This is a genomic window from Streptomyces sp. Y2F8-2 (assembly GCF_014905555.1).
GTDB lineage: Bacteria > Actinomycetota > Actinomycetes > Streptomycetales > Streptomycetaceae > Streptomyces > Streptomyces cynarae.
In genome coordinates this window covers 297443-317823 of the sequence record NZ_BNGS01000001.1, presented here as the reverse complement: position 1 = coordinate 317823, position 20381 = coordinate 297443, and the positions used below count along the sequence as shown (strand labels likewise).

Below are 20381 nucleotides of genomic sequence, written 5' to 3'. Positions count from 1 at the left end.
GGGAGGGACGAGATCGGCCATTACGCATGGGCCGCCGAACAGGCAAGATGGGCGTCAGAGCAGGACACCTGCCGTATGCGAGGCGTTCAGCCCGAGGTCGGGCGGCCGATCAAGGTCCGCAACGCGCATGAAATGCTGTTGTGGTGGGATGCTCAGGTGCCCGACCGCCTCCCGTGGTGCGGGAGACAGGCGGCCTGACCAGCAAGGATGGGGAAGCGGAAGATGGACAAGCAGCAGGAGTTCGTGCTCCGGACCTTGGAGGAGCGCGACATCCGGTTCGTACGCCTGTGGTTCACGGACGTGCTGGGCTTCCTCAAGTCCGTGGCCGTGGCCCCTGCCGAGCTTGAGCAGGCGTTCGACGAGGGCATCGGCTTCGACGGCTCCGCCATCGAGGGCTTCGCCCGCGTCTACGAGTCCGACATGATCGCCAAGCCGGACCCGTCGACCTTCCAGGTCCTGCCCTGGCGCGCGGAGGCCCCCGGCACGGCCCGTATGTTCTGCGACATCCTGATGCCGGACGGCTCGCCGTCCTTCGCCGACCCCCGGTACGTCCTCAAGCGCGCCCTGGCCCGCGCCTCCGACCTGGGCTTCACCTTCTACACCCACCCCGAGATCGAGTTCTTCCTGCTGAAGGACCGGCCGCTCGACGGCAGCCGCCCGACGCCGGCCGACAACTCCGGCTACTTCGACCACACCCCGCAGAACGTCGGCATGGACTTCCGCCGCCAGGCGATCACCATGCTGGAGTCGATGGGCATCTCGGTCGAGTTCTCCCACCACGAGGGCGCCCCGGGCCAGCAGGAGATCGACCTGCGGTACGCCGACGCGCTGTCCACCGCCGACAACATCATGACGTTCCGCCTGGTCATGAAGCAGGTCGCGCTGGAGCAGGGCGTGCAGGCGACCTTCATGCCGAAGCCGTTCTCCGAGCACCCCGGCTCCGGTATGCACACGCACCTGTCCCTGTTCGAGGGTGACCGGAACGCGTTCTACGAGTCCGGCGCGGAGTACCAGCTGTCCAAGGTGGGCCGCTCCTTCATCGCCGGCCTGCTGCGGCACGCCGGGGAGACCTCGGCGATCACCAACCAGTGGGTGAACTCCTACAAGCGCATCTGGGGCGGCACCGAGCGCACCGCGGGCGCCGGCGGCGAGGCGCCGTCGTACATCTGCTGGGGGCACAACAACCGCTCGGCCCTGGTCCGGGTCCCGATGTACAAGCCGGGCAAGACGGGCTCGGCCCGTGTCGAGGTCCGCTCGCTGGACGCCGGCGCGAACCCGTACCTGGCCTACGCCGTCCTGCTCGCCGCCGGCCTGAAGGGCATCGAGGAGGGCTACGAGCTGCCTCCCGGCGCCGAGGACGACGTGTGGGCGCTGACGGACTCCGAGCGCCGCGCGATGGGCATCGAGCCGCTGCCGCAGAACCTGGGCGAGGCGCTCGCGCTGATGCAGCGCAGCGACCTGATCGCCGAGACGCTGGGCGAGCACGTGTTCGACTTCTTCCTGCGCAACAAGAAGCAGGAGTGGGAGGAGTACCGCAGCGAGGTCACGGCGTTCGAGCTGCGGAAGAACCTGCCGGTGCTGTAGGCGCAGGTTTCGGTGGTCTGCTGGACGGGGGCCGACGGTCGCGGACCGTCGGCCCCCGCCGCGTCCCGGCGTCGCCGGGCATGTCGCCCTAGACTCGAATGGCCTCGGGGCTCCCCCACCCAGGAGGTCGTGATGGTGCGGCACACCCGACTGCCCGGCGAGTCCGCCGACTACCTCGCCGCCCGCGAAGAGCTCCGCCTCGCCGAGATCGAGCTGATGCGCCACCGGGAGGAAGTCGCTTCCCGGCGCCGGGCGCTCCCTCAGGGCCCTGCCGTCGACGACTACGTCTTCCTCGAAGGCCCGGCGGACCTCGACGAGGGTGACACCCCCGTCCGCGAGGTCACCCTCAGCGGGCTGTTCACGGCCCCGGACCGGCCGCTGATCGTCTACCACTTCATGTACGGCAAGGTGCAGATCGACCCCTGCCCGATGTGCACCCTGTGGATCGACGGCTTCAACGGCGTCGCCCACCACATCGCCCAGAGAGCCGACTTCGCCGTCGCCGCCGCGGCCGACCCGCCCACCCTGCGGCAGCACGCCCGCAACCGCGGCTGGTCCCGGCTGCGCCTGCTGAGCTGCGGCGACAGCACCTTCAAGTACGACCTCGGCAGCGAGGACGAGGACGGTGCGCAGGACTCCACCGTCTCCGTCTTCACCCGGGACGGCGACGGCACGGTCCGCCACTTCTACTCGGCCCACCCGCGCATGGCCGACGACATCGACCAGCGCGGCATCGACCTGCTCAACCCCGTCTGGCACCTCCTCGACCTGACCCCGGGCGGTCGCGGCGACTGGTTCGCGGGGCTGGACTACTGACGATCAGGACGCCGGCCCCGTCCCGCCGACGAACGCCGGGGACACCGCCGCGCTGTCGATCCGGCGCGGGGCGCCCGTGCCGTCCGCCGGGACCTCGTACAGGTCCGCTCCGAAGTCGCCCGGCAGTGCGTACACCACCGTGCGTTCGTCACGCCAGACAGCCTGGTCGTCCACGCTGCGGGACTCCGCGAGCGGGGTCTCGCGCATCGTGCGCAGGTCCAGCACGTACAGGTGCCAGGGGGCGTCCTTGGGCAGGCCCTTCACCCGTTTCTTGTACGCGATCCGCGTGCCGTCGGGGGACAGGGACGGGCACTCGACGTTCGGGTGGAGGGTGGTGACCGTGCGGGCGCGCAGGTCGCCCCGGACCAGGTACGTCGTTCCCTTCGTCGCCAGGGTCGCGTAGAACGTGCGGTCGTCGGACGCGAACGTCACGCCCCAGAAGTTCGCGTCCGACGCGTGGTACGTCCTGCCGTCCTTGACGATGCGGTACGCCTCCAGGGACGGGATCAGCGCGCCCGTGCGGGTGTCCACGATCGCCGCACGGGTCGAGAAGTTCGTTCCCGCGTACGAGTCGCCGCCCACGAACGCCGTCCACGCCGCGTAGTGGCCGCTGGGGGAGACCCGGGCGCGGGACGGGATGCCCGGGACGTCGTAGTGCGCCCTGATGTGCAGGGACGCGTCGAGGATCAGCGCGCGGTAGGTGTCCGAGACCGGCCCGTGCACGGCCTGGAGGCAGACTCCGGTGCCCGCGGCGGCGTAGAAGCGCAGGCACTTCACCCCCGAGGCGGTGCGCGGGCCGGAGGGGTCCGACGCCGGGACCGTCGTGAGTTCGTCGCGGTGCGGGCCCCACGCCATGTTGCGGAACACCATGCGGCCGGGCTCGGTGAGCGTGACCTTGCCCGAGGTGATCCGAGGGCCGCCGGCCTGGGCCTGGTCCCTGCGCTCCGCCCGCGCCGACGCGTGCAGGACCGAGGCCGTGCCGACCCCCGCCAGGACCAGGAGGGCCGAGAGCAGGACCAGGATGCGGGAGCGTACCGTCATGCCGTGCCTTTCGGGCGGAGCGTCGTCAGGGAGAAGGCCGCGCACACCGCGAGCGCGACCGCGGAGGCCGTCAGCGCCGTACGGTCGCCCCACACCGTCCAGACCGCACCGAACCCCAGCGAGCAGGCGAACCGGGCGAGCGCCTGGCCCGTCTGCACCAGGGCGAGACCGGAGGAGCGCAGTTCCTCGGGGACGCTGCCGGAGGCCGCCGCCATCAGCACGCCGTCGGTGGCCGCGTAGAAGCCGCCGTGCAGGGCGAGCACGGCGTACGGCAGGGCCGCCGTGTGCCAGGACGTGAGCAGCAGGGCGTAGGCCAGGAGCAGCGCTGCGTGGCCCGCCAGGAAGATCCGCCAGCGGCCCACCTCGTCCGCGAGCCGCCCGAGCGGCATCGCCAGCAGCAGGAACGCGGCCGCCGTGCCCAGCGGCAGCAGCGCGAACCAGCGGTCGGGGACGCCGAGGCGGTGTTGCAGCAGCAGGTAGACGAACGAGTCGCTGACCGTGGCGAGGCCCAGCAGCAGCGCGCAGACCGTGAGGCGGCGCAGGTCGCGGCGGTGCAGCAGGGCGAGGGCGGCGCGGAGGGTCGGCCGGGGGCCGTCGCCGGCCGCCGGGGCGTGTGCGCGGCCGCCCGGCACGAACAGCACCAGGACCAGGACGCCCGTCACGGCCACGCAGAAGCTCACCGTGAACACCGCGTCGTAGCCGTCCACCGTCGCCCGCAGGATCAGGAACGCCACGAGCGGGCCGAGCAGCGCGCCCGCGGTGTCCATCGCGCGGTGCACGCCGAAGGCGCGGCCACGGGTCTCGGGGGTGCTGGAGAGCGAGATCAGCGCATCCCGGGGGGCCGTGCGCAGGCCCTTGCCGGTGCGGTCGGCGGCCAGGACGAGGCCGACGGGGGTGAGGGCATGGGCCACCAGCAGAAGGGGTTTGCACAGGGCCGAGATGCCGTAGCCGAGGCCCGCCACCCACTTGTGACGGCCTCCGCCCCGGTCGGCGAGATGGCCTCCGGCGAGCCGTACGAGCGCGGAGAAGCCGTTGTAGACGCCGTCCAGCAGGCCGAAGCCCAGCGGGGACAGGCCGAGGCGCGTGACAAGGTACAGCGGGAGCACCGCCGTGACCATCTCGGAGGAGACGTCGGTGATGAGGCTGACCGTGCCGAGTGCGAGCACGGTGGGGGCGACCGCGGTGAGGCGCCGCCCGGCGCTGGGCCGGGCGGCGCCGTCCGCGGACGCCCGCGCCGGGGTACCGGCGCGGCTGTCCGCTACATACATGTCACGGCGCCCAGATGCCGGTGATGTCCTTGGCGGAGGCGGCGTTGCCCGCGTGCGTCGTCAGGCCCTGGGTGTCCTCCAGGGTGCGCAGCAGGTCGTAGTGGTTGTAGGTGGTGGAGGTGCTGGACCCCGGGGTCACCGGCTGGCCGTACAGCACCGTCGGGATGCGGTTGCCGCTGAGCCTGTTGTCCTCGTCGAAGGTGACGACGAGAAGGCTGTTGTGGGTCTTGGCCCAGGTGGCGTAGGCGCCCAGGTTGTTCTTCAGCCAGGTGTCACCGGTCGAGATCGAGCAGTCGTGCATGTCGCTGCACAGGTTGGGGACGACGAAGGACAGTTGAGGCAGCGTCGTGTAGTCGGTGGGGAACTGCGCGAAGGTCTTGGCGCTCGACGTCGGCACGTTGCTGAAGGCGAACCACGGGTTGTGCTTGCGGGCGTAGTTGCCGCTGCTGCACGTGGTGGAGCCCTGGCTGGGCAGCGACTCGTTGTAGCTGGCCCAGGTGCGGCCCGCGGCGAGCTGCTCGGAGGCCAGGTTGGCGGCGGAGGAGAAGCCGGGGGTGTAGCAGCTGTCGTCCGTGATGCCCTGGGTGGAACCCGAGAACATCGCGAGGTAGTTGGGCTGGCTGGGGTGGGTGATGGCGTACGACTGGGTGAGGTTGGCGCCACCGGACTTCAGCGAGTTGATGTACGGGGCGCTGGAGGAGCCGATGATCTGGCTGTACGCGTGATTCTCCATGACCACGACGACCACGTGGTCCGGGCTGGGGACGGAGCCCGCGGCGTGCGCGGACTCACCGCCGAGCCCGGTCCACAGCCCGATCGCTGCTGCGGCGAAGGCCGCCGCGGACGCCACGGTGGCACGGGTGCGGCGGTACAGGGAACTGCCGGACACAATCAACCTCCGGTGAGGGGAGGGGCTACGGGGGGCAGCGCTGCCAGAGCATGCTCACGCCAAGGTGCCCTCGCCCCACGCCCCGCGACCCGGCGGATGAAGAGCCGGTGAATTGCCGGCGTGCCGCACCGGCCGGACATGGCCGGACGTCCCCGGGTAACACGGGGCCCATGGGCGACATCCTGGTGGGGACGTGTTCCTGGACGGACCGGGCGCTGGTGGCGAGCGGCTGGTATCCGCGGGGGCGGCGCGACGCGGAGGGGCGGCTGAGGTTCTATGCCGAGCGGTTTCCCGTGGTCGAGGCGGACTCCTCGTACTACGCGCTGCCCAGCGAACGCACCAGTCGCCTGTGGGTGGAGCGGACACCGGACGGCTTCGTCTTCGACGTCAAGGCTTTCTCACTGCTGACGGGACATCCGACGCGGCCGGACGCGCTGCCCGCCGACCTGCGGCCGGCCCTGGCCCGACGGCGCGCCCCGGATCCGGGCGGCGGCGACGCGGGCCTGCTCGACGAGTTATGGGCGCGCTTCACCGAAGCGCTGGCGCCGCTGCGGCGGGCCGGACGGCTCGGGACGGTGCTGTTCCAGTTCCCTCCCTCGCTCACTCCCGGCCCACGGTCGGAGGCGTTCGTACGCGCCTGCCGTGAGCGGGCCCGCGGCTGGCCGTTCGCCGTCGAGTTCCGGCACCCGGACTGGTGGCGGGGCGACCGGGAGACGGCCACCGCGGCACTGCTCGCGGATCTGGACGCCACCGCGGTCGCCGTGGACACGGCGCGGGACCTGCCGACCTCGATGCCGCCCTTCGCGCCGGTCACGACACGGCGGCTGGCCGTCGTCCGCTTCCACGGGCGCAGCCCGCACTGGGGCACCGGGTCCAAGGAGGACGCCTACCGCCACACGTACACCGAGGGGGAGCTGGCGGAGTGGGTGCCGCGGGTGCGGGGCCTGGCCGAGCGGACGGAACAGGTGCACGTCCTGTTCAACAACTGCTGCGCCGACGCGGCGGTCCGCGCGGCGGAGGCGATGCGCCGCCTGCTGGGGGAGCAGGTACCGCACCAGGTGCGGCACGCCTTCACGCCGCTGCCGGGGCTGTGGCCGGAGGACTGACGCCCGTGGCTCCGCCATCCGCGGCCTGCACGCCCGCAGATCACCGCCACGAGCGCCTGCCTGCCCGCACGGCGCCGCCACGCGCGCCTGCGCCACCGCAGGAGCACCACGACCCGGGCCGTGCGCGCCCGTAACCACCGCACCCGCGCCCGCGCGCCCGTAACCACCGCGCCCGCGCCCCCGACTCGTGCCTGCAACCACCGCACCCGCGCCTGCGCGCCCGTAACCACCGCCACCCGCACCGGTCGCTCCCGCAACCACCGCACCCCCGCCCGCGCCCCCGCAACCACCGCCACCCGCACCCGCCGCGCCCGCATCCGCGTACCCCCGCCTACGCACCCGCACGGCCCCGTACCCCCAGGCCTGCGCCCCATGGGCCACCACCCCGGCGCTCCCGTCCCCGTCTCCGGTTACGCTCAAAGCCGCAGGACCTTGATCTCGATGCTCGGGAGGCCGAGGGATGACCGTGCCCCAGGGGCGCAGAAGCAGCACCTTCACGCGACTGCTGCGACACGGTTTCACCGACCCCTCCGCGGCCGAGCGGCTGCTGGAGAGCGTCGAGCTGGCGCCGGTCAGGTCCGACCCCGTCCTGCTGGACGCCCTGGGCGCCACCGCCGACCCCGATCTCGCGCTGGGCGGCCTCGTCCGGCTGCTGGAGGCGCAGCCCGCGCCCACCGCCCGCCGAGAGCTCCTCGACACGCTGATCTCGGCCAAGCCCCTGCGCGACCGGCTGCTCGGTGTCCTCGGCGCCTCCGCGGCGCTCGCCGACCACCTCGCCCGCCACCCCGGCGACTGGCACGCCCTCGTCAACTACGAGCCGCACGACCTGCACCCCGGCGTGGCGGAGTTCGAGCGGCAGCTCGCCGAGGCCACGGACCCCGTCTCGCTGCGCGTCGCCTACCGCCGCTGCCTGCTGTCCATCGCCGCCCGTGACGTCTGCGGCACCACCGACGTCGCCCAGGCCGCCGCCGAACTGGCCGACCTGGCCACCGCCACCCTGCGTGCCGCCCTCGGCATCGCCCGCGCCGCCGCCCCCGACGACGCGGCGCTGTGCCGGCTCGCGGTGATCGGCATGGGCAAGTGCGGCGGCCACGAGCTGAACTACGTCTCCGACGTCGACGTCATCTTCGTCGGCGAGGCCGTGAGCGGCGCCGACGAGCGCAAGGCCCTCCAGGCCGCCACCCGGCTCGCCTCGCACATGATGCGGATCTGCTCCGAGACGACCGTCGAGGGAAGCATCTGGCCGGTGGACGCCAATCTGCGTCCCGAGGGCAGAAACGGTCCGCTGGTGCGCACCCTGGCCAGTCACCTCGCCTACTACCAGCGGTGGGCCAAGACCTGGGAGTTCCAGGCCCTGCTCAAGGCGCGCCCGGTGGCCGGTGACCTCGACCTCGGCGAGGAGTACGTCGCCACCCTGGCCCCGCTGGTCTGGCAGGCGGCCGAGCGGGAGAACTTCGTCGCCGACGTCCAGAAGATGCGCCGCCGGGTCGTCGAGAACATCCCCGTGGGGGAGGTCGAGCGTGAGCTGAAGCTCGGTCCGGGCGGCCTGCGGGACGTCGAATTCGCCGTCCAGCTACTGCAGTTGGTGCACGGGCGGTCCGACGCCTCGCTGCGCAGCGGCACCACCCTCGACGCGCTCAAGGCCCTCGCCGCCGGCGGCTACGTCGGCCGCGCCGACGCCGCACAGCTCGACGACGCCTACCGCTTCCTGCGCTCCATGGAGCACCGCATCCAGCTCTACCGGCTGCGCCGCACCCACCTCGTCCCCGAGGACGAGGCAGACCAGCGGCGCCTGGGCCGCTCCCTGGGTCTGCGCACCGACCCCGTCGGCGAGCTGAACCGCGAGTGGAAGCGGCACACCGGCGTCGTACGCCGGCTGCACGAGAAGCTGTTCTACCGCCCGCTGCTCGATGCCGTCGCCCAACTCGCCCCGGGCGAGGCCCGGTTGAGCCCCGACGCGGCCCGGGAACGGCTCGTGGCCCTCGGCTACGCGGACCCGGCCGCCGCCCTGCGCCACCTGGAGGCGCTGGCGTCCGGCGTCACCCGCAAGGCCGCCATCCAGCGCACCCTGCTGCCCGTGCTGCTCGGCTGGTTCGCCGACTCCGCCGACCCGGACGCGGGCCTGCTCAACTTCCGCAAGGTGTCCGACGCGCTCGGCAAGACCCCCTGGTACCTGCGGCTGCTGCGGGACGAGGGCGCCGCCGCCGAGAACCTCGCCCGCGTGCTGTCCGCCGGCCGGCTCGCCCCCGACCTGCTGATGCGGGCCCCCGAGGCGGTGGCCCTGCTCGGCGACGGGGACGGCGGCGGACTCGAACCCCGCTCCCGCGCCCACCTCGAGCAGGAGATCCTGGCCGCCGTCGGCCGCGCCGAGAACGCCGAGCAGGCGGTCACGGTGGCGCGCGGTGTACGGCGCCGGGAGCTGTTCCGTACGGCCGCCACGGACATCGTCGGCTCCTACGGCACCGAGGAGATCCCCGCCCGCCCGGACCAGGGTGCCCTGGTGGACCTCGTCGGCGGCGCGGTCTCGGACCTGACGGCGGCGACCCTGGCGGGCACCCTGCGGGCCGTGGTCCGTGACGGCTGGGGCGACACCCTGCCCACCCGGTTCGCCGTCATCGGCATGGGCCGCTTCGGCGGGCACGAACTGGGCTACGGCTCCGACGCGGACGTGATCTTCGTGCACGAGCCGCAGGACGGCGTGGACGAACGGGAGGCTGCCGAGGCCGCGAACAAGGTCGTGTCGGAGATGCGACGGCTGCTGCAGATCCCGAGCACCGACCCGCCCCTGCTGATCGACGCCGACCTGCGCCCCGAGGGCAAGTCGGGACCGCTCGTGCGCACCCTGACGTCGTACGCGGCCTACTACCGCCGGTGGTCCCTGGTGTGGGAGGCGCACGCGCTGCTGCGGGCCGAGCCGGTCGCCGGCGACGAGGACCTGGGCCGCCGTTTCATCGAACTGGTCGACCCGCTGCGCTACCCGGCGCAGGGGCTCGGCGACGACGCCGTGCGCGAGATCCGGCGCCTGAAGGCCCGTATGGAGTCCGAGCGGCTGCCGCGGGGCGCCGACAAGACCCTGCACACCAAGCTGGGCCGCGGCGGCTTGTCGGACGTGGAGTGGACGGTCCAGCTGCTGCAGCTCCAGCACGGCCGGTCGGAGCCGGGCCTGCGCACCACCCGCACCCGCGCCGCCCTCGCCGCCGCCTGCGCCGCGGGCCTCATCTCCGACGAGGACGCCGCGATCCTGGACGAGGCCTGGGTCCTCGCCACCCGGGTGCGCAACGCGGTGATGCTGGTCCGGGGCCGCGCGGGCGACACGTTCCCCTCCGAGACCCGTGAGCTGGCCGCCGTGGGCCGCTACCTGGGGTACGGCCCGGGCCACGTCGGGGACATGCTGGACGACTACCGGCGTACGACGCGCAGGGCACGCGCCGTGGTGGAGAAGCTGTTCTACGGGTCCTGACGCGCCGGCGGCGGGGGTCAGGTCACACCCGTACCGGCACCAGCGCGGGCTCGCCGGCCGTCGCCACCCGTCGCGGCAGTGCGTACGGCAGCGCGCCGTACCAGACCCGCACCACGGTGAAGCCGAACGCCAGGCAGAGCGTGCCGCCCACCGCGTCCAGCCAGAAGTGGTTGGCGGTGGCGACGATCACGACCAGTGTCGTCGCCGGGTACAGCAGGCCCAGGACCCGCGCCCACGGCACCGTCGACAGCGCGAAGATGGTCAGACCGCACCACAGCGACCAGCCGATGTGCATCGACGGCATCGCCGCGTACTGGTTCGACATGTCCTTCAGGTCGCCCGACGCCATCGAACCCCACGTGTGGTGCACCACCACCGTGTCGACGAAGTGCCCGCCGTTCATCAGGCGTGGCGGCGCCAGCGGGAAGAAGTAGTAGCCGAGCAGTGCCACGCCGGTCGTGGCGAACAGGGCGAGGCGGGCGGCCGCGTACCGTCCCGGATGGCTGCGGTACAGCCACACCAGCACACCCAGCGTCACCACGAAGTGCAGTGTGGCGTAGTAGTAGTTCATCCCGATGATCAGCCATGTCACCGAGTTCACGGCGTGGTTGACCGAGTCCTCGACGGCGATCCCCAGGTGGATCTCCAGCCGCCACACCCAGTCCGCGTTGCTCAGCGCCTCGGCCTTCTGCTCCGGCACGGCGTTGCGGATCAGCGAGTAGGTCCAGTAACTCAGCGCGATCAGGAGGATTTCGAACCAGAAGCGCGGGCGGCGGGGGGTGCGGATCCGGCGCAGGGCGCCGTGGAACGCGCCGTCCCGCGCATCGTCCGTGACGGGCCGGGGAGCGGCCTGCTCCTGGCCCCCCACCGCCGCCACGGTCCTTTCACCCATAGCTACAGAGTCTGCCAGAAAAGGGTTCCCCCACCGATCATCCCCTGGCAGGGTTCCCGCCACCTTTTCTCCAACCGGCGTACTGGTACGAAGCGCCGGAAGTACTGCCTAGGGACGACTCCGGTCCCCAGGTGCCGAAGCAGTCGACCCGCGCACCACCAGCTCCGGCATGAACACGAATTCACTGTGGGGAGCGGGCGTCCCGCCGATCTCCTCGAGCAACGTGCGTACCGCCGCCTGCCCCATCGCCGGGACCGGCTTGCGGATCGTCGTCAGCGGCGGGTCCGTGAACGCGATGAGCGGCGAGTCGTCGAAACCCACCACCGAGATGTCCGTGGGGACTTCCAGGCCCCGCTGCCGCGCCGCCCGTATCGCCCCGAGCGCCATCATGTCGCTCGCGCACACCACCGCCGTGCAGTCCCGGTCGATCAGCGCGGACGCCGCCGCCTGACCACCCTCCAGGGTGTACAGCGAGTGCTGGATCAGCCGGGACTCGATGTCCTCGACGGTCAGCCCGAGCTGCTCCTGCATGGTGCGCACGAAGCCCTCGATCTTGCGCTGCACCGGCACGAACCGCTTGGGCCCGAGCGCGAGTCCGATCCGGGTGTGTCCGAGGGACACCAGGTGCGTCACCGCGAGGGCCATCGCGGCCCGGTCGTCGGGGGAGATGAACGGCGCCTGCACTTTCGGGGAGAAGCCGTCCACCAGCACGTACGGCACGCCCTGGGCGCGCAGCCGCTCGTAGCGCTGCATGTCGGCGGTGGTGTCCGCGTGCAGCCCGGAGACGTAGATGATCCCGGCGACCCCGCGGTCCACGAGCATCTCCGTCAGCTCGTCCTCGGTGGATCCGCCCGGCGTCTGCGTCGCCAGCACCGGCGTGTACCCCTGCCGGGTCAGGGCCTGGCCGATGACCTGGGCGAGGGCGGGGAATATCGGGTTCTCCAGCTCCGGGGTGATCAGGCCCACCAGCCCCTCGCTGCGCTGCCGCAGCCGGACCGGGCGCTCGTAGCCGAGCACGTCGAGAGCGGCCAGCACGGACTGGCGGGTGGTCGCCGCGACGCCCGGCTTTCCGTTCAGGACACGGCTCACGGTCGCCTCGCTGACCCCCGCCTGCGCCGCGATGTCGGCAAGCCGTGTGGTCACGGCACTGGACTGTACCGGCCGCGTCTCCGCTTGCCCACCAAAGGGACGCCGGGCCCGGGCGGCTGAACGCCCCGCTGGGGGTTGCTGCGTCATCGCGCTCCCTCGTGTTCTGTTTCGGCGTCCGGTCCGCAACGGGATGATTCCCGCGACGGTGACGTATGGCAAGAGCTTGCAGAGTCTTGCACAACTGTCCGTCGTCCCGCAGATCAGCCGCAAACGCGGGTCTACGGGCCCTCACGGCGAGGTCACGGCGCGGTAACCATTGTCGCTTCTTTCATTTTTTTGCTGCAAGGTCTTTCGCGGCGATTGCATCGCTGTTACGTTCACCGTCGCCCGGCGGCCGCAAGGAAGCAGTCGGCAGTCGGCAGGGGCGGCAGACGGGGCCGCCACCTGTAGCACTCGGGCTTTCACCCTCAAGGAGAACTCATGCGGCGTGGCATAGCGGCCACCGCGCTGGTGGCGTCCGTCGCCCTCGCGGCGACGGCCTGCGGCGGAAGTGACGGCGGCAGCGGCAAGTCCGACGGCCCGGTCACCATCACCTGGTGGGACACCTCCAACGCCACCAATGAGGCGCCGACGTACCAGGCGCTGGTCAAGGACTTCGAGAAGGCCAACCCGACCATCAAGGTCAACTACGTCAACGTCCCCTTCGACCAGGCGCAGAACAAGTTCGACACCGCCGCAGGCTCCAAGGGCGCCCCCGATGTGCTGCGCTCCGAGGTCGGCTGGACCCCCGCCTTCGCCAAGAAGGGCTACTTCCTGCCGCTGGACGGCACCGCGGCCCTCGCCGACCAGAGCAAGTTCCAGCCCAGCCTGATCAAGCAGGCCCAGTACGACGGCAAGACCTACGGCGTGCCGCTGGTCACCGACACCCTCGCCCTGGTCTACAACAAGGCCCTGTTCAAGAAGGCCGGCATCACCGAGGCCCCCAAGACCTGGGACGAGCTGAAGTCCGACGCCGCCAAGGTCAAGGACAAGACCGGCGCCGACGGCTACTGGGGCTCCACCCAGGCCTACTACGCCCAGACCTTCCTCTACGGCGAGGGCACCGACACCGTCGACGCCGGCGCCAAGAAGATCACCGTGAACTCGGCCGCCGCGAAGAAGGCGTACGGCACCTGGCTGAGCACGTTCTCCGGCAAGGGCCTGCACAAGGCCGACACCACCGCCGACGCCTACGCCCACATCCAGGACGCGTTCGTGGGCGGCAAGGTCGCCGCGATCATCCAGGGCCCGTGGGAGATCACGAACTTCTACAAGGGCTCCGCCTTCAGCGACAAGTCCAACCTCGGCATCGCCACCGTCCCGGCCGGCTCCACCGGCAAGGCGGGCGCCCCGACCGGCGGCCACAACCTCTCCGTCTACGCCGGCTCCGACAAGGCCCACCAGGAAGCGGCGCTGAAGTTCGTGGGCTTCATGACCTCGGCGAAGTCCCAGGAGACCATCGCCCTGAAGAACTCCACGCTGCCCACCCGCGACGACGCGTACACCGCGCAGGTCAAGGCCGACCCCGGCATCGCCGGCTACCAGTCGGTCCTGCCCGCCGCCCAGCCGCGCCCGGCGCTGCCGGAGTACAGCTCGCTGTGGGGCCCGCTCGACACCGAGCTGCCCAAGATCGCGGGCGGTAAGGAAACGCTGGACAAGGGCCTGAGCAACGTGGAACTCGCGATCGCCAAGCTGGTCCCCGACTTCAGCAAGTGAGCCGCCGTGGCCGCCGGGTCCCCCTGGGGGAGGGATCCGGCGGCCACCGGCCTGTGCCAGGGCCTCTCGTTTGGATCATGTGGATCATGCAGGGTTCGCTGATCCGGCCTGATCGAAACGAAAGCCCCTGGGCCCCCCTTGATCCGCAGACCTCCGAGAAGGTTGTCGAACCATGACAGTCGCCATCGACCGAGCGACCGGCAAGCGGCGCGGTGAGCCGGGACCGCGCCCCGGCCTGGGCCGGCGCATCAAGAACGGCTACCAGAGGCACTGGTACGCCTACGCGATGATCGCACCGGTGGCGATCGTGCTCGGCGTCCTCGTGCTGTATCCGTTGGTGTACGGCCTCTACCTCACGCTCACCGACGCCAACAGCCTCAACACGGCCCGCACGATCGGCGTCAACCACATCGACGCCACGTACAAGTTCATCGGGCTCGACAACTACAAGGACATCCTGTTCGGCCCGACCTCCTACGACCGCTTCTGGTCGCACTTCATCTGGACGATCGCGTGGACCGCGCTGTGCGTGGCGCTCCACTACACGATCGGGCTCGGACTGGCCCTGCTGCTCAACCAGAAGCTGCGGGGGCGGACCTTCTACCGGCTGACGCTGATCCTGCCGTGGGCCGTGCCCACCTTCGTCACCGTCTTCGGCTGGCGGTTCATGCTCGCCGACAGCGGCATCATCAACGCCGCCCTGCACACCCTCCATCTGCCCCAGCCGCAGTGGCTGGAGGACACCTTCTGGCAGCGGTTCGCCGCGATCATGGTCAACACCTGGTGCGGTGTGCCGTTCATGATGGTCTCGCTGCTCGGCGGCCTGCAGTCCATCGACACCTCCCTGTACGAAGCCGCCGAGATGGACGGCGCGAACGCATGGCAGCGGTTCCGGTACGTCACCCTTCCGGGTCTGAGGTCCGTCAGCTCCACCGTCGTCCTGCTCGGCATCATCTGGACCTTCAACCAGTTCGCCGTCATCTTCCTGCTGTTCGGCACCACCGCGCCCGACGCCCAGATCCTCGTCACCTGGGCGTACTACCTGGGCTTCGGACAGCAGCCGCGTGACTTCGCGCAGTCGGCGGCCTACGGCATCCTGCTGCTGGCCATCCTGATCGTCTTCACCTCGTTCTACCGCCGCTGGCTGAACCGCAACGAGCAGCAGCTCGCGATCTGAGGCAGGAGTCCCCATGAGTACGACCACCGTCGAGACCTCCGTCGCGGTGACCGAGGCCGGTCCGGCGGGCGCCGCCCGCACACCCCGCTCCCGTGGTGAGCGCAGCCTCGTCGCGTCCCTCGCCTCCCACGGCATCCTGATCCTCGGGAGCGTCGTGGCGCTCTTCCCGGTCGCCTGGCTGGTGTTCCTGTCCCTCGGTCCGGACAAGGACGACTACCTGCACCCGGGCGGCATCTGGAAGAAGATGACGTTCGACAACTACTCGTTCGTCCTCCAGCACACGGGCTTCTTCGACTGGCTGAAGAGCTCCCTGATCGTCTCGCTCGGCACCACGGTGCTCGGCGTCCTGGTCGCCGCCACCACCGGATACGCGGTCTCCCGCATGCGCTTCCCGGGCTACCGGAAGTTCATGTGGGTGCTCCTGGTCACCCAGATGTTCCCGGTTGCCGTTCTCATGGTGCCGATGTACCAGATCCTGGCCGACCTGCAGCTCATCGACAACTACTTCGGCCTGATCCTGGTGTACTGCTCGACGGCGGTGCCGTACTGCGCCTGGCTGCTGAAGGGCTACTTCGACACCATCCCGTTCGAGATCGACGAGGCGGGACGCGTCGACGGGCTGACCCCCTTCGGCACGTTCGCACGGCTGATCCTGCCGCTCGCCAAGCCGGGCCTCGCGGTCGCCGCCTTCTACAGCTTCATCACCGCTTTCGGCGAGGTCGCCTTCGCCACCACCTTCATGCTGGACGACAACAAGTACACGCTCGCCGTCGGCCTTCAGAGCTTCATCAGCGAGCACGACGCCCAGCGCAACCTGATGGCCGCCACCGCGGTGCTGATCGCGATACCCGTGTCCGCGTTCTTCTACCTGGTGCAGAAGAACCTGGTGACCGGTCTCACCGCGGGCGGCACGAAGGGCTGAGCCCCCGCCTTGCGAACAACGGCTCCCGCGCGCCTGTCCGCGCGGGTGGCGGCCGCGGTGCCTCCCCCAAGCTCTTCGAGCAGGGGGTGCCACCAGACCCCGCTGACACCGCGGCCGCCTCGTCAACCTGCCCGCCGTACCCATGCCCATGACCCGAAGCACTCCGTTACGTACCAAGGACGCCATGAGCCAGCACTCCGCCGACCCGGCCCCGAGCACCGCCGTCGCCACCGTCGCCAAGCGCCGCGACTGGTGGCGGGACGCGGTGATCTACCAGGTCTATCCGCGCAGCTTCGCCGACAGCAACGGCGACGGCATGGGTGATCTGGAGGGCGTACGTTCCCGACTTCCGTATCTGCGCGACCTCGGCGTGGACGCCGTGTGGCTCAGCCCCTTCTACGCCTCGCCGCAGGCCGACGCCGGCTACGACGTCGCCGACTACCGTGCCGTCGACCCCATGTTCGGCAACCTGCTGGACGCGGACGCGCTGATCCGCGACGCCCACGAACTGGGCCTGCGCATCATCGTCGACCTGGTCCCCAACCACTCCTCCGACCAGCACGAGTGGTTCAAGCGGGCGGTCGCCGAAGGCCCCGGCTCGCCGCTGCGGGACCGCTACCACTTCCGCCCCGGCAAGGGGGAGAACGGCGAACTGCCGCCCAACGACTGGGAGTCCATCTTCGGCGGCCCGGCCTGGACCAGGGTCCCGGACGGCGAGTGGTACCTGCACCTCTTCGCCCCGGAACAGCCCGACTTCAACTGGAACCACCCGGCCGTCGGCGACGAGTTCCGGTCGATCCTGCGCTTCTGGCTGGACATGGGCGTCGACGGCTTCCGCATCGACGTCGCCCACGGCCTGGTGAAGGCCGACGGTCTGCCGGACCTCGGCACCCACGACCAGCTCAAGCTGCTGGGCAACGATGCCATGCCGTTCTTCGACCAGGACGGCGTGCACGAGATCTACCGCGAGTGGCGCAGGATCCTCGACGAGTACACCGGTGACCGGATCTTCGTCGCCGAGGCCTGGACCCCGACCATCGAGCGCACCGCGAACTACGTCCGCCCGGACGAACTGCACCAGGCCTTCAACTTCCAGTATCTGAGCACCCACTGGGACGCGGCCGAACTGCGCGACGTCATCGATCGCACCCTCGACGCGATGCGTCCGGTCGGCGCCCCCGCCACCTGGGTCCTGTCCAACCACGACGTGACCCGGCACGCCACCCGCTTCGCCCACGAAGCAGCCCTCGGCACCCAGATCCGCGAGGCGGGCGACCGCGAACTGGGTCTCAGGCGGGCGAGGGCGGCGACCCTGCTGATGCTGGCGCTGCCGGGATCGGCGTACGTCTACCAGGGCGAGGAACTGGGCCTCCCGGACGTAGTGGACCTCCCCGACGAGGTCCGCCAGGACCCCGCGTACTTCCGGGGCGCCGGCCAGGACGGCTTCCGCGACGGCTGCCGGGTCCCGATCCCGTGGACGCGTACGGGTACGTCGTACGGCTTCGGCACGGGCGGCAGCTGGCTCCCGCAACCGCAGAACTGGGGCGAGTTGAGCGTGGAGGCCCAGCAGGGCGTGCCCGGCTCCACCCTGGAGCTGTACCGCGCCGCCCTCGCCGCCCGCCGCTCCCACCGCGACCTGGGCGCGGGCGACGCGGTGGAGTGGCTGAAGGCCCCCGAGGGCGTCCTCGCCTTCCGCCGCGGCGACTTCGTCTGCGTGGCCAACACCACGGGCGAGGCGGTGACGATCCCGGCATACGGGCGCGTGCTGGTCGCGAGCGCGGAGGTGACGGTCGCGGAGGCGGAGGCGAAACTGCCGTCGGACACGACGGTGTGGTGGACGACGTCCTGACAGCGGTGCACCACATGCGTCGTAGGGCCCGCCGTCAGCACGGACGGCGGGCCCTGCGGTTTGCAGGTGCCGTCACCTTCCCCGGCCTGGTCGAGGCTCAGCCGGTTCGCTTGTCCAACCTTCCGGGCGGCCTTAGCGTGTCGCAGTGGATCTCTTCTCACGCTCCTGGACGGCGTTGCGCGCGGCGGTCGCGGACATCCCGGACGAGGACTTCGAGCGGCCGTCCGGTTGTGCCGGCTGGCTCGTGCGGGACCTGGTGTGCCACCTGGTCATCGGTGCCCAGGACGTGCTGATCACCCTGGTGACGCCCGCTGAAACAGCACCGACCGTGGACGCGGCCGGCTACTGGAACCTCGTCGAACCCCCGACCGGCGAGGACCCGCTCGAGGCGCTGATCCCCCGGCTGGCGGCCGCATACGGCGAGCCGCGGTGGCTCAAGTTCCACTTCGACGACGTGGGTTCCGCCGCGGGCCGCGCCGCCGAACTCGCCGATCCGGCCGTCCGTGTCAGCACGCGCGACGAGGTGCTGACCGTCGGCGAATACCTGTCCGCGTACGTGCTCGAATGGACCCTGCACCACCTCGACCTGATCGTGTGTCTGCCGTCGGCCGCCCAGCCGCCCGGCGAGACACTCGCGGCGGCGCGCGCGTTGCTGGAGAAGATCGCCGGAACCCCGATTCCCGCCTCGTTCCCGGACAAGGACGCGCTGCTGATCGGCACCGGGCGTCGCACGCCGACCGACGAGGAGAAGACCGCGCTGGGCGACTTCGCCGCGAGGCTCCCGCTCGTCCTCGGCTGAGCGGGCCGTGCTCAGTCCCGGCGTCTGGCCCCGGGCGTTCGGCAGCTCCACCCGTGCGCGATCCGGCCCCATGTCGTGTATATGACAGGAACATGTCCGCAGGGTTGACCGTAGAGGTCGGGGCTCGTACGGTCTGCCCCACTGCAAGTGGTTGAAAACTTGCAGCAATTCCCTTCAGGAGGCTTCAGTGCCTCCTACGGGCCCTCCCCTCAGCAGATCCTTCAACGGAGAAGGACCCCCACATGCCCAGCAGAACGCTCTCCGGCGCTCTCGCCCTCGCGGCGGCCGCGTCGGTCGCACTCGCCGTCCCCGCCGGGACCGCCCACGCCTCACCGCCCGGCACGAAGGACGTCACCGCCGTCCTCTTCGAGTGGAACTTCGCCTCGGTCGCCAAGGAGTGCACCAACGCCCTCGGCCCCGCCGGCTACGGCTACGTCCAGGTCTCGCCGCCCGCCGAGCACATACAGGGATCCCAGTGGTGGACGTCGTACCAGCCGGTCAGTTACAAGATCGCGGGTCGTCTCGGTGATCGCACGGCCTTCCGCAACATGGTCAACACCTGTCATGCGGCAGGTGTGAAGGTCGTCGTGGACACCGTCATCAACCACATGTCGGCCGGCAGCGGAACCGGCACGGGAGGTTCGTCGTACACGAAGTACGACTACCCGGGCCTGTACTCGTACGCCGACTTCGACGACTGCACCGCCCAGGTCACCAACTACCAGGACCGCTGGAACGTGCAGCACTGCGAACTCGTGGGCCTCGCCGATCTGGACACCGGCGAGGACCACGTCCGCAGCACGATCGCCGGCTACATGAACGACCTGCTCGGCCTGGGCGTCGACGGCTTCCGCATCGACGCCGCCAAGCACATCCCGGCGGAGGACCTGGCCAACATCAAGTCCAGGCTGACCAGCCCGTCCGTGTACTGGAAGCAGGAGGTCATCTACGGCGCCGGCGAGGCGGTCCAGCCCACCGAGTACACCGGCAACGGAGACGTCCAGGAGTTCCGTTACGCCTACGACCTGAAGCGGGTCTTCAACAGCGAGAAGCTCGCGTACCTGAGCAACTTCGGCGAGCCCTGGGGCTACCTGAGCAGCTCGGTCGCCGGGGTCTTCGTGGACAACCACGACACCGAGCGCAACGGCTCGACCCTCAACTACAAGGACGGCGCCACCTACACGCTGGCGAACGTCTTCATGCTCGCCTGGCCGTACGGCGCACCCGACATCAACTCCGGCTACGAGTGGTCCGACTCGGACGCCGGTCCGCCGAACGGGGGACAGGTCAACGCCTGCTGGCAGGACGGCTGGAAGTGCCAGCACGCGTGGCCGGAGATCAAGTCGATGGTCGCCTTCCGCAACGCCACACGCGGCCAGGCGGTCACCAAGTGGTGGGACGACGGCAACAACCTCATCGCCTTCGGCCGCGGCAGCAAGGGTTATGTGGTCATCAACCACGAGAGCACGACGGCCGACCGCTGGTTCGAGACGTCGCTGCCGCCCGGCACGTACTGCGATGTGCAGGGCAACAGGACCGTGACGGTGAACAGCAGCGGCTGGTTCCAGGCGTCGGTCGCCCCGAACACGGCGCTCGCCGTCTACGCGGGCAAGTCCAGCTGCTGAGCCCGCACTTCCCGAGGGCCCGCCGCCCGCCGTGTGCATGGCGACGGGCCCTGCCGATGCAATTCCTTTCTATTGCTTGCAGGTCTCTTGCTGTAAACCTTGCGTGAGC

The 20381-nt window shown here is 70.6% G+C and carries 15 protein-coding genes; 10 read left to right on the top strand and 5 right to left on the bottom strand.

Translation table 11 applies throughout. The features are described 5' to 3' along the window. The first annotated feature begins 222 nt into the window (after window positions 1-222). On the top strand, window positions 223-1584 hold the full coding sequence (glnA, locus tag SY2F82_RS01440; RefSeq protein ID WP_200417070.1) for a type I glutamate--ammonia ligase: 1362 nt from the start codon (window positions 223-225) through the stop codon (window positions 1582-1584). Between the two features lie 132 nt (window positions 1585-1716). Further along, window positions 1717-2400 carry a DUF899 family protein gene (locus SY2F82_RS01435; protein ID WP_200417069.1) on the top strand — a complete coding sequence of 228 codons (684 nt, stop codon included), beginning with the start codon at window positions 1717-1719 and terminating at the stop codon, window positions 2398-2400. A 3-nt stretch (window positions 2401-2403) separates the two neighbouring features. Here the strand turns inward: SY2F82_RS01435 and SY2F82_RS01430 are convergent, their stop codons facing one another. The 3 genes from SY2F82_RS01430 to SY2F82_RS01420 are packed head-to-tail and all read right to left on the bottom strand — an operon-like array spanning window position 2404 to window position 5598. Next, window positions 2404-3441: a PD40 domain-containing protein gene (locus SY2F82_RS01430; RefSeq protein WP_200417068.1), complete on the bottom strand. Its 1038-nt coding sequence runs from the start codon at window positions 3439-3441 to the stop codon at window positions 2404-2406. Then, window positions 3438-4709 carry an MFS transporter gene (locus SY2F82_RS01425; RefSeq protein WP_200417067.1) on the bottom strand — a complete coding sequence of 424 codons (1272 nt, stop codon included), beginning with the start codon at window positions 4707-4709 and terminating at the stop codon, window positions 3438-3440. Before SY2F82_RS01425 ends, SY2F82_RS01430 begins: the two co-directional genes overlap by 4 nt. A gap of 1 nt (window position 4710) precedes the next feature. Then, window positions 4711-5598 (bottom strand): alkaline phosphatase family protein, encoded by an 888-nt coding sequence (locus tag SY2F82_RS01420; protein ID WP_200417066.1) that lies wholly within the window; start codon window positions 5596-5598, stop codon window positions 4711-4713. Between the two features lie 170 nt (window positions 5599-5768). Between SY2F82_RS01420 and SY2F82_RS01415 the strand changes: the two genes are divergently transcribed. Next, window positions 5769-6704, top strand: coding sequence for a DUF72 domain-containing protein (locus tag SY2F82_RS01415; RefSeq protein WP_200417065.1), 936 nt, complete (start codon window positions 5769-5771; stop codon window positions 6702-6704). 460 nt (window positions 6705-7164) lie between these two features. Next, a complete protein-coding gene (locus SY2F82_RS01410) occupies window positions 7165-10164 on the top strand; it encodes a bifunctional [glutamine synthetase] adenylyltransferase/[glutamine synthetase]-adenylyl-L-tyrosine phosphorylase (RefSeq protein ID WP_200417064.1) in 3000 nt (999 codons plus the stop codon). Window positions 10165-10186: 22 nt separating this feature from the next. Here the strand turns inward: SY2F82_RS01410 and SY2F82_RS01405 are convergent, their stop codons facing one another. Next, on the bottom strand, window positions 10187-11056 hold the full coding sequence (locus SY2F82_RS01405) for a phosphatase PAP2 family protein (RefSeq protein WP_200417063.1): 870 nt from the start codon (window positions 11054-11056) through the stop codon (window positions 10187-10189). A gap of 108 nt (window positions 11057-11164) precedes the next feature. After that, on the bottom strand, window positions 11165-12199 hold the full coding sequence (locus SY2F82_RS01400) for a LacI family DNA-binding transcriptional regulator (RefSeq protein ID WP_103843642.1): 1035 nt from the start codon (window positions 12197-12199) through the stop codon (window positions 11165-11167). Between the two features lie 426 nt (window positions 12200-12625). Between SY2F82_RS01400 and SY2F82_RS01395 the strand changes: the two genes are divergently transcribed. From SY2F82_RS01395 to SY2F82_RS01370, 6 genes are all read left to right on the top strand, one after another. Then, on the top strand, window positions 12626-13900 hold the full coding sequence (locus tag SY2F82_RS01395; RefSeq protein ID WP_200417062.1) for an extracellular solute-binding protein: 1275 nt from the start codon (window positions 12626-12628) through the stop codon (window positions 13898-13900). Between the two features lie 172 nt (window positions 13901-14072). After that, window positions 14073-15077: a carbohydrate ABC transporter permease gene (locus SY2F82_RS01390; RefSeq protein WP_200417061.1), complete on the top strand. Its 1005-nt coding sequence runs from the start codon at window positions 14073-14075 to the stop codon at window positions 15075-15077. Between the two features lie 13 nt (window positions 15078-15090). Further along, window positions 15091-15999 carry a sugar ABC transporter permease gene (locus tag SY2F82_RS01385; RefSeq protein ID WP_200417060.1) on the top strand — a complete coding sequence of 303 codons (909 nt, stop codon included), beginning with the start codon at window positions 15091-15093 and terminating at the stop codon, window positions 15997-15999. A gap of 184 nt (window positions 16000-16183) precedes the next feature. After that, complete coding sequence (locus SY2F82_RS01380; protein ID WP_200417059.1) at window positions 16184-17848, top strand: glycoside hydrolase family 13 protein; 1665 nt, start codon at window positions 16184-16186, stop codon at window positions 17846-17848. Between the two features lie 145 nt (window positions 17849-17993). After that, entirely contained in the window at window positions 17994-18647 is a 654-nt protein-coding gene (locus SY2F82_RS01375; protein WP_200417058.1) for a maleylpyruvate isomerase N-terminal domain-containing protein, read from the top strand. Between the two features lie 242 nt (window positions 18648-18889). Then, window positions 18890-20272 carry an alpha-amylase family protein gene (locus SY2F82_RS01370; protein WP_200417057.1) on the top strand — a complete coding sequence of 461 codons (1383 nt, stop codon included), beginning with the start codon at window positions 18890-18892 and terminating at the stop codon, window positions 20270-20272. The last annotated feature ends 109 nt before the right edge of the window (window positions 20273-20381 follow it).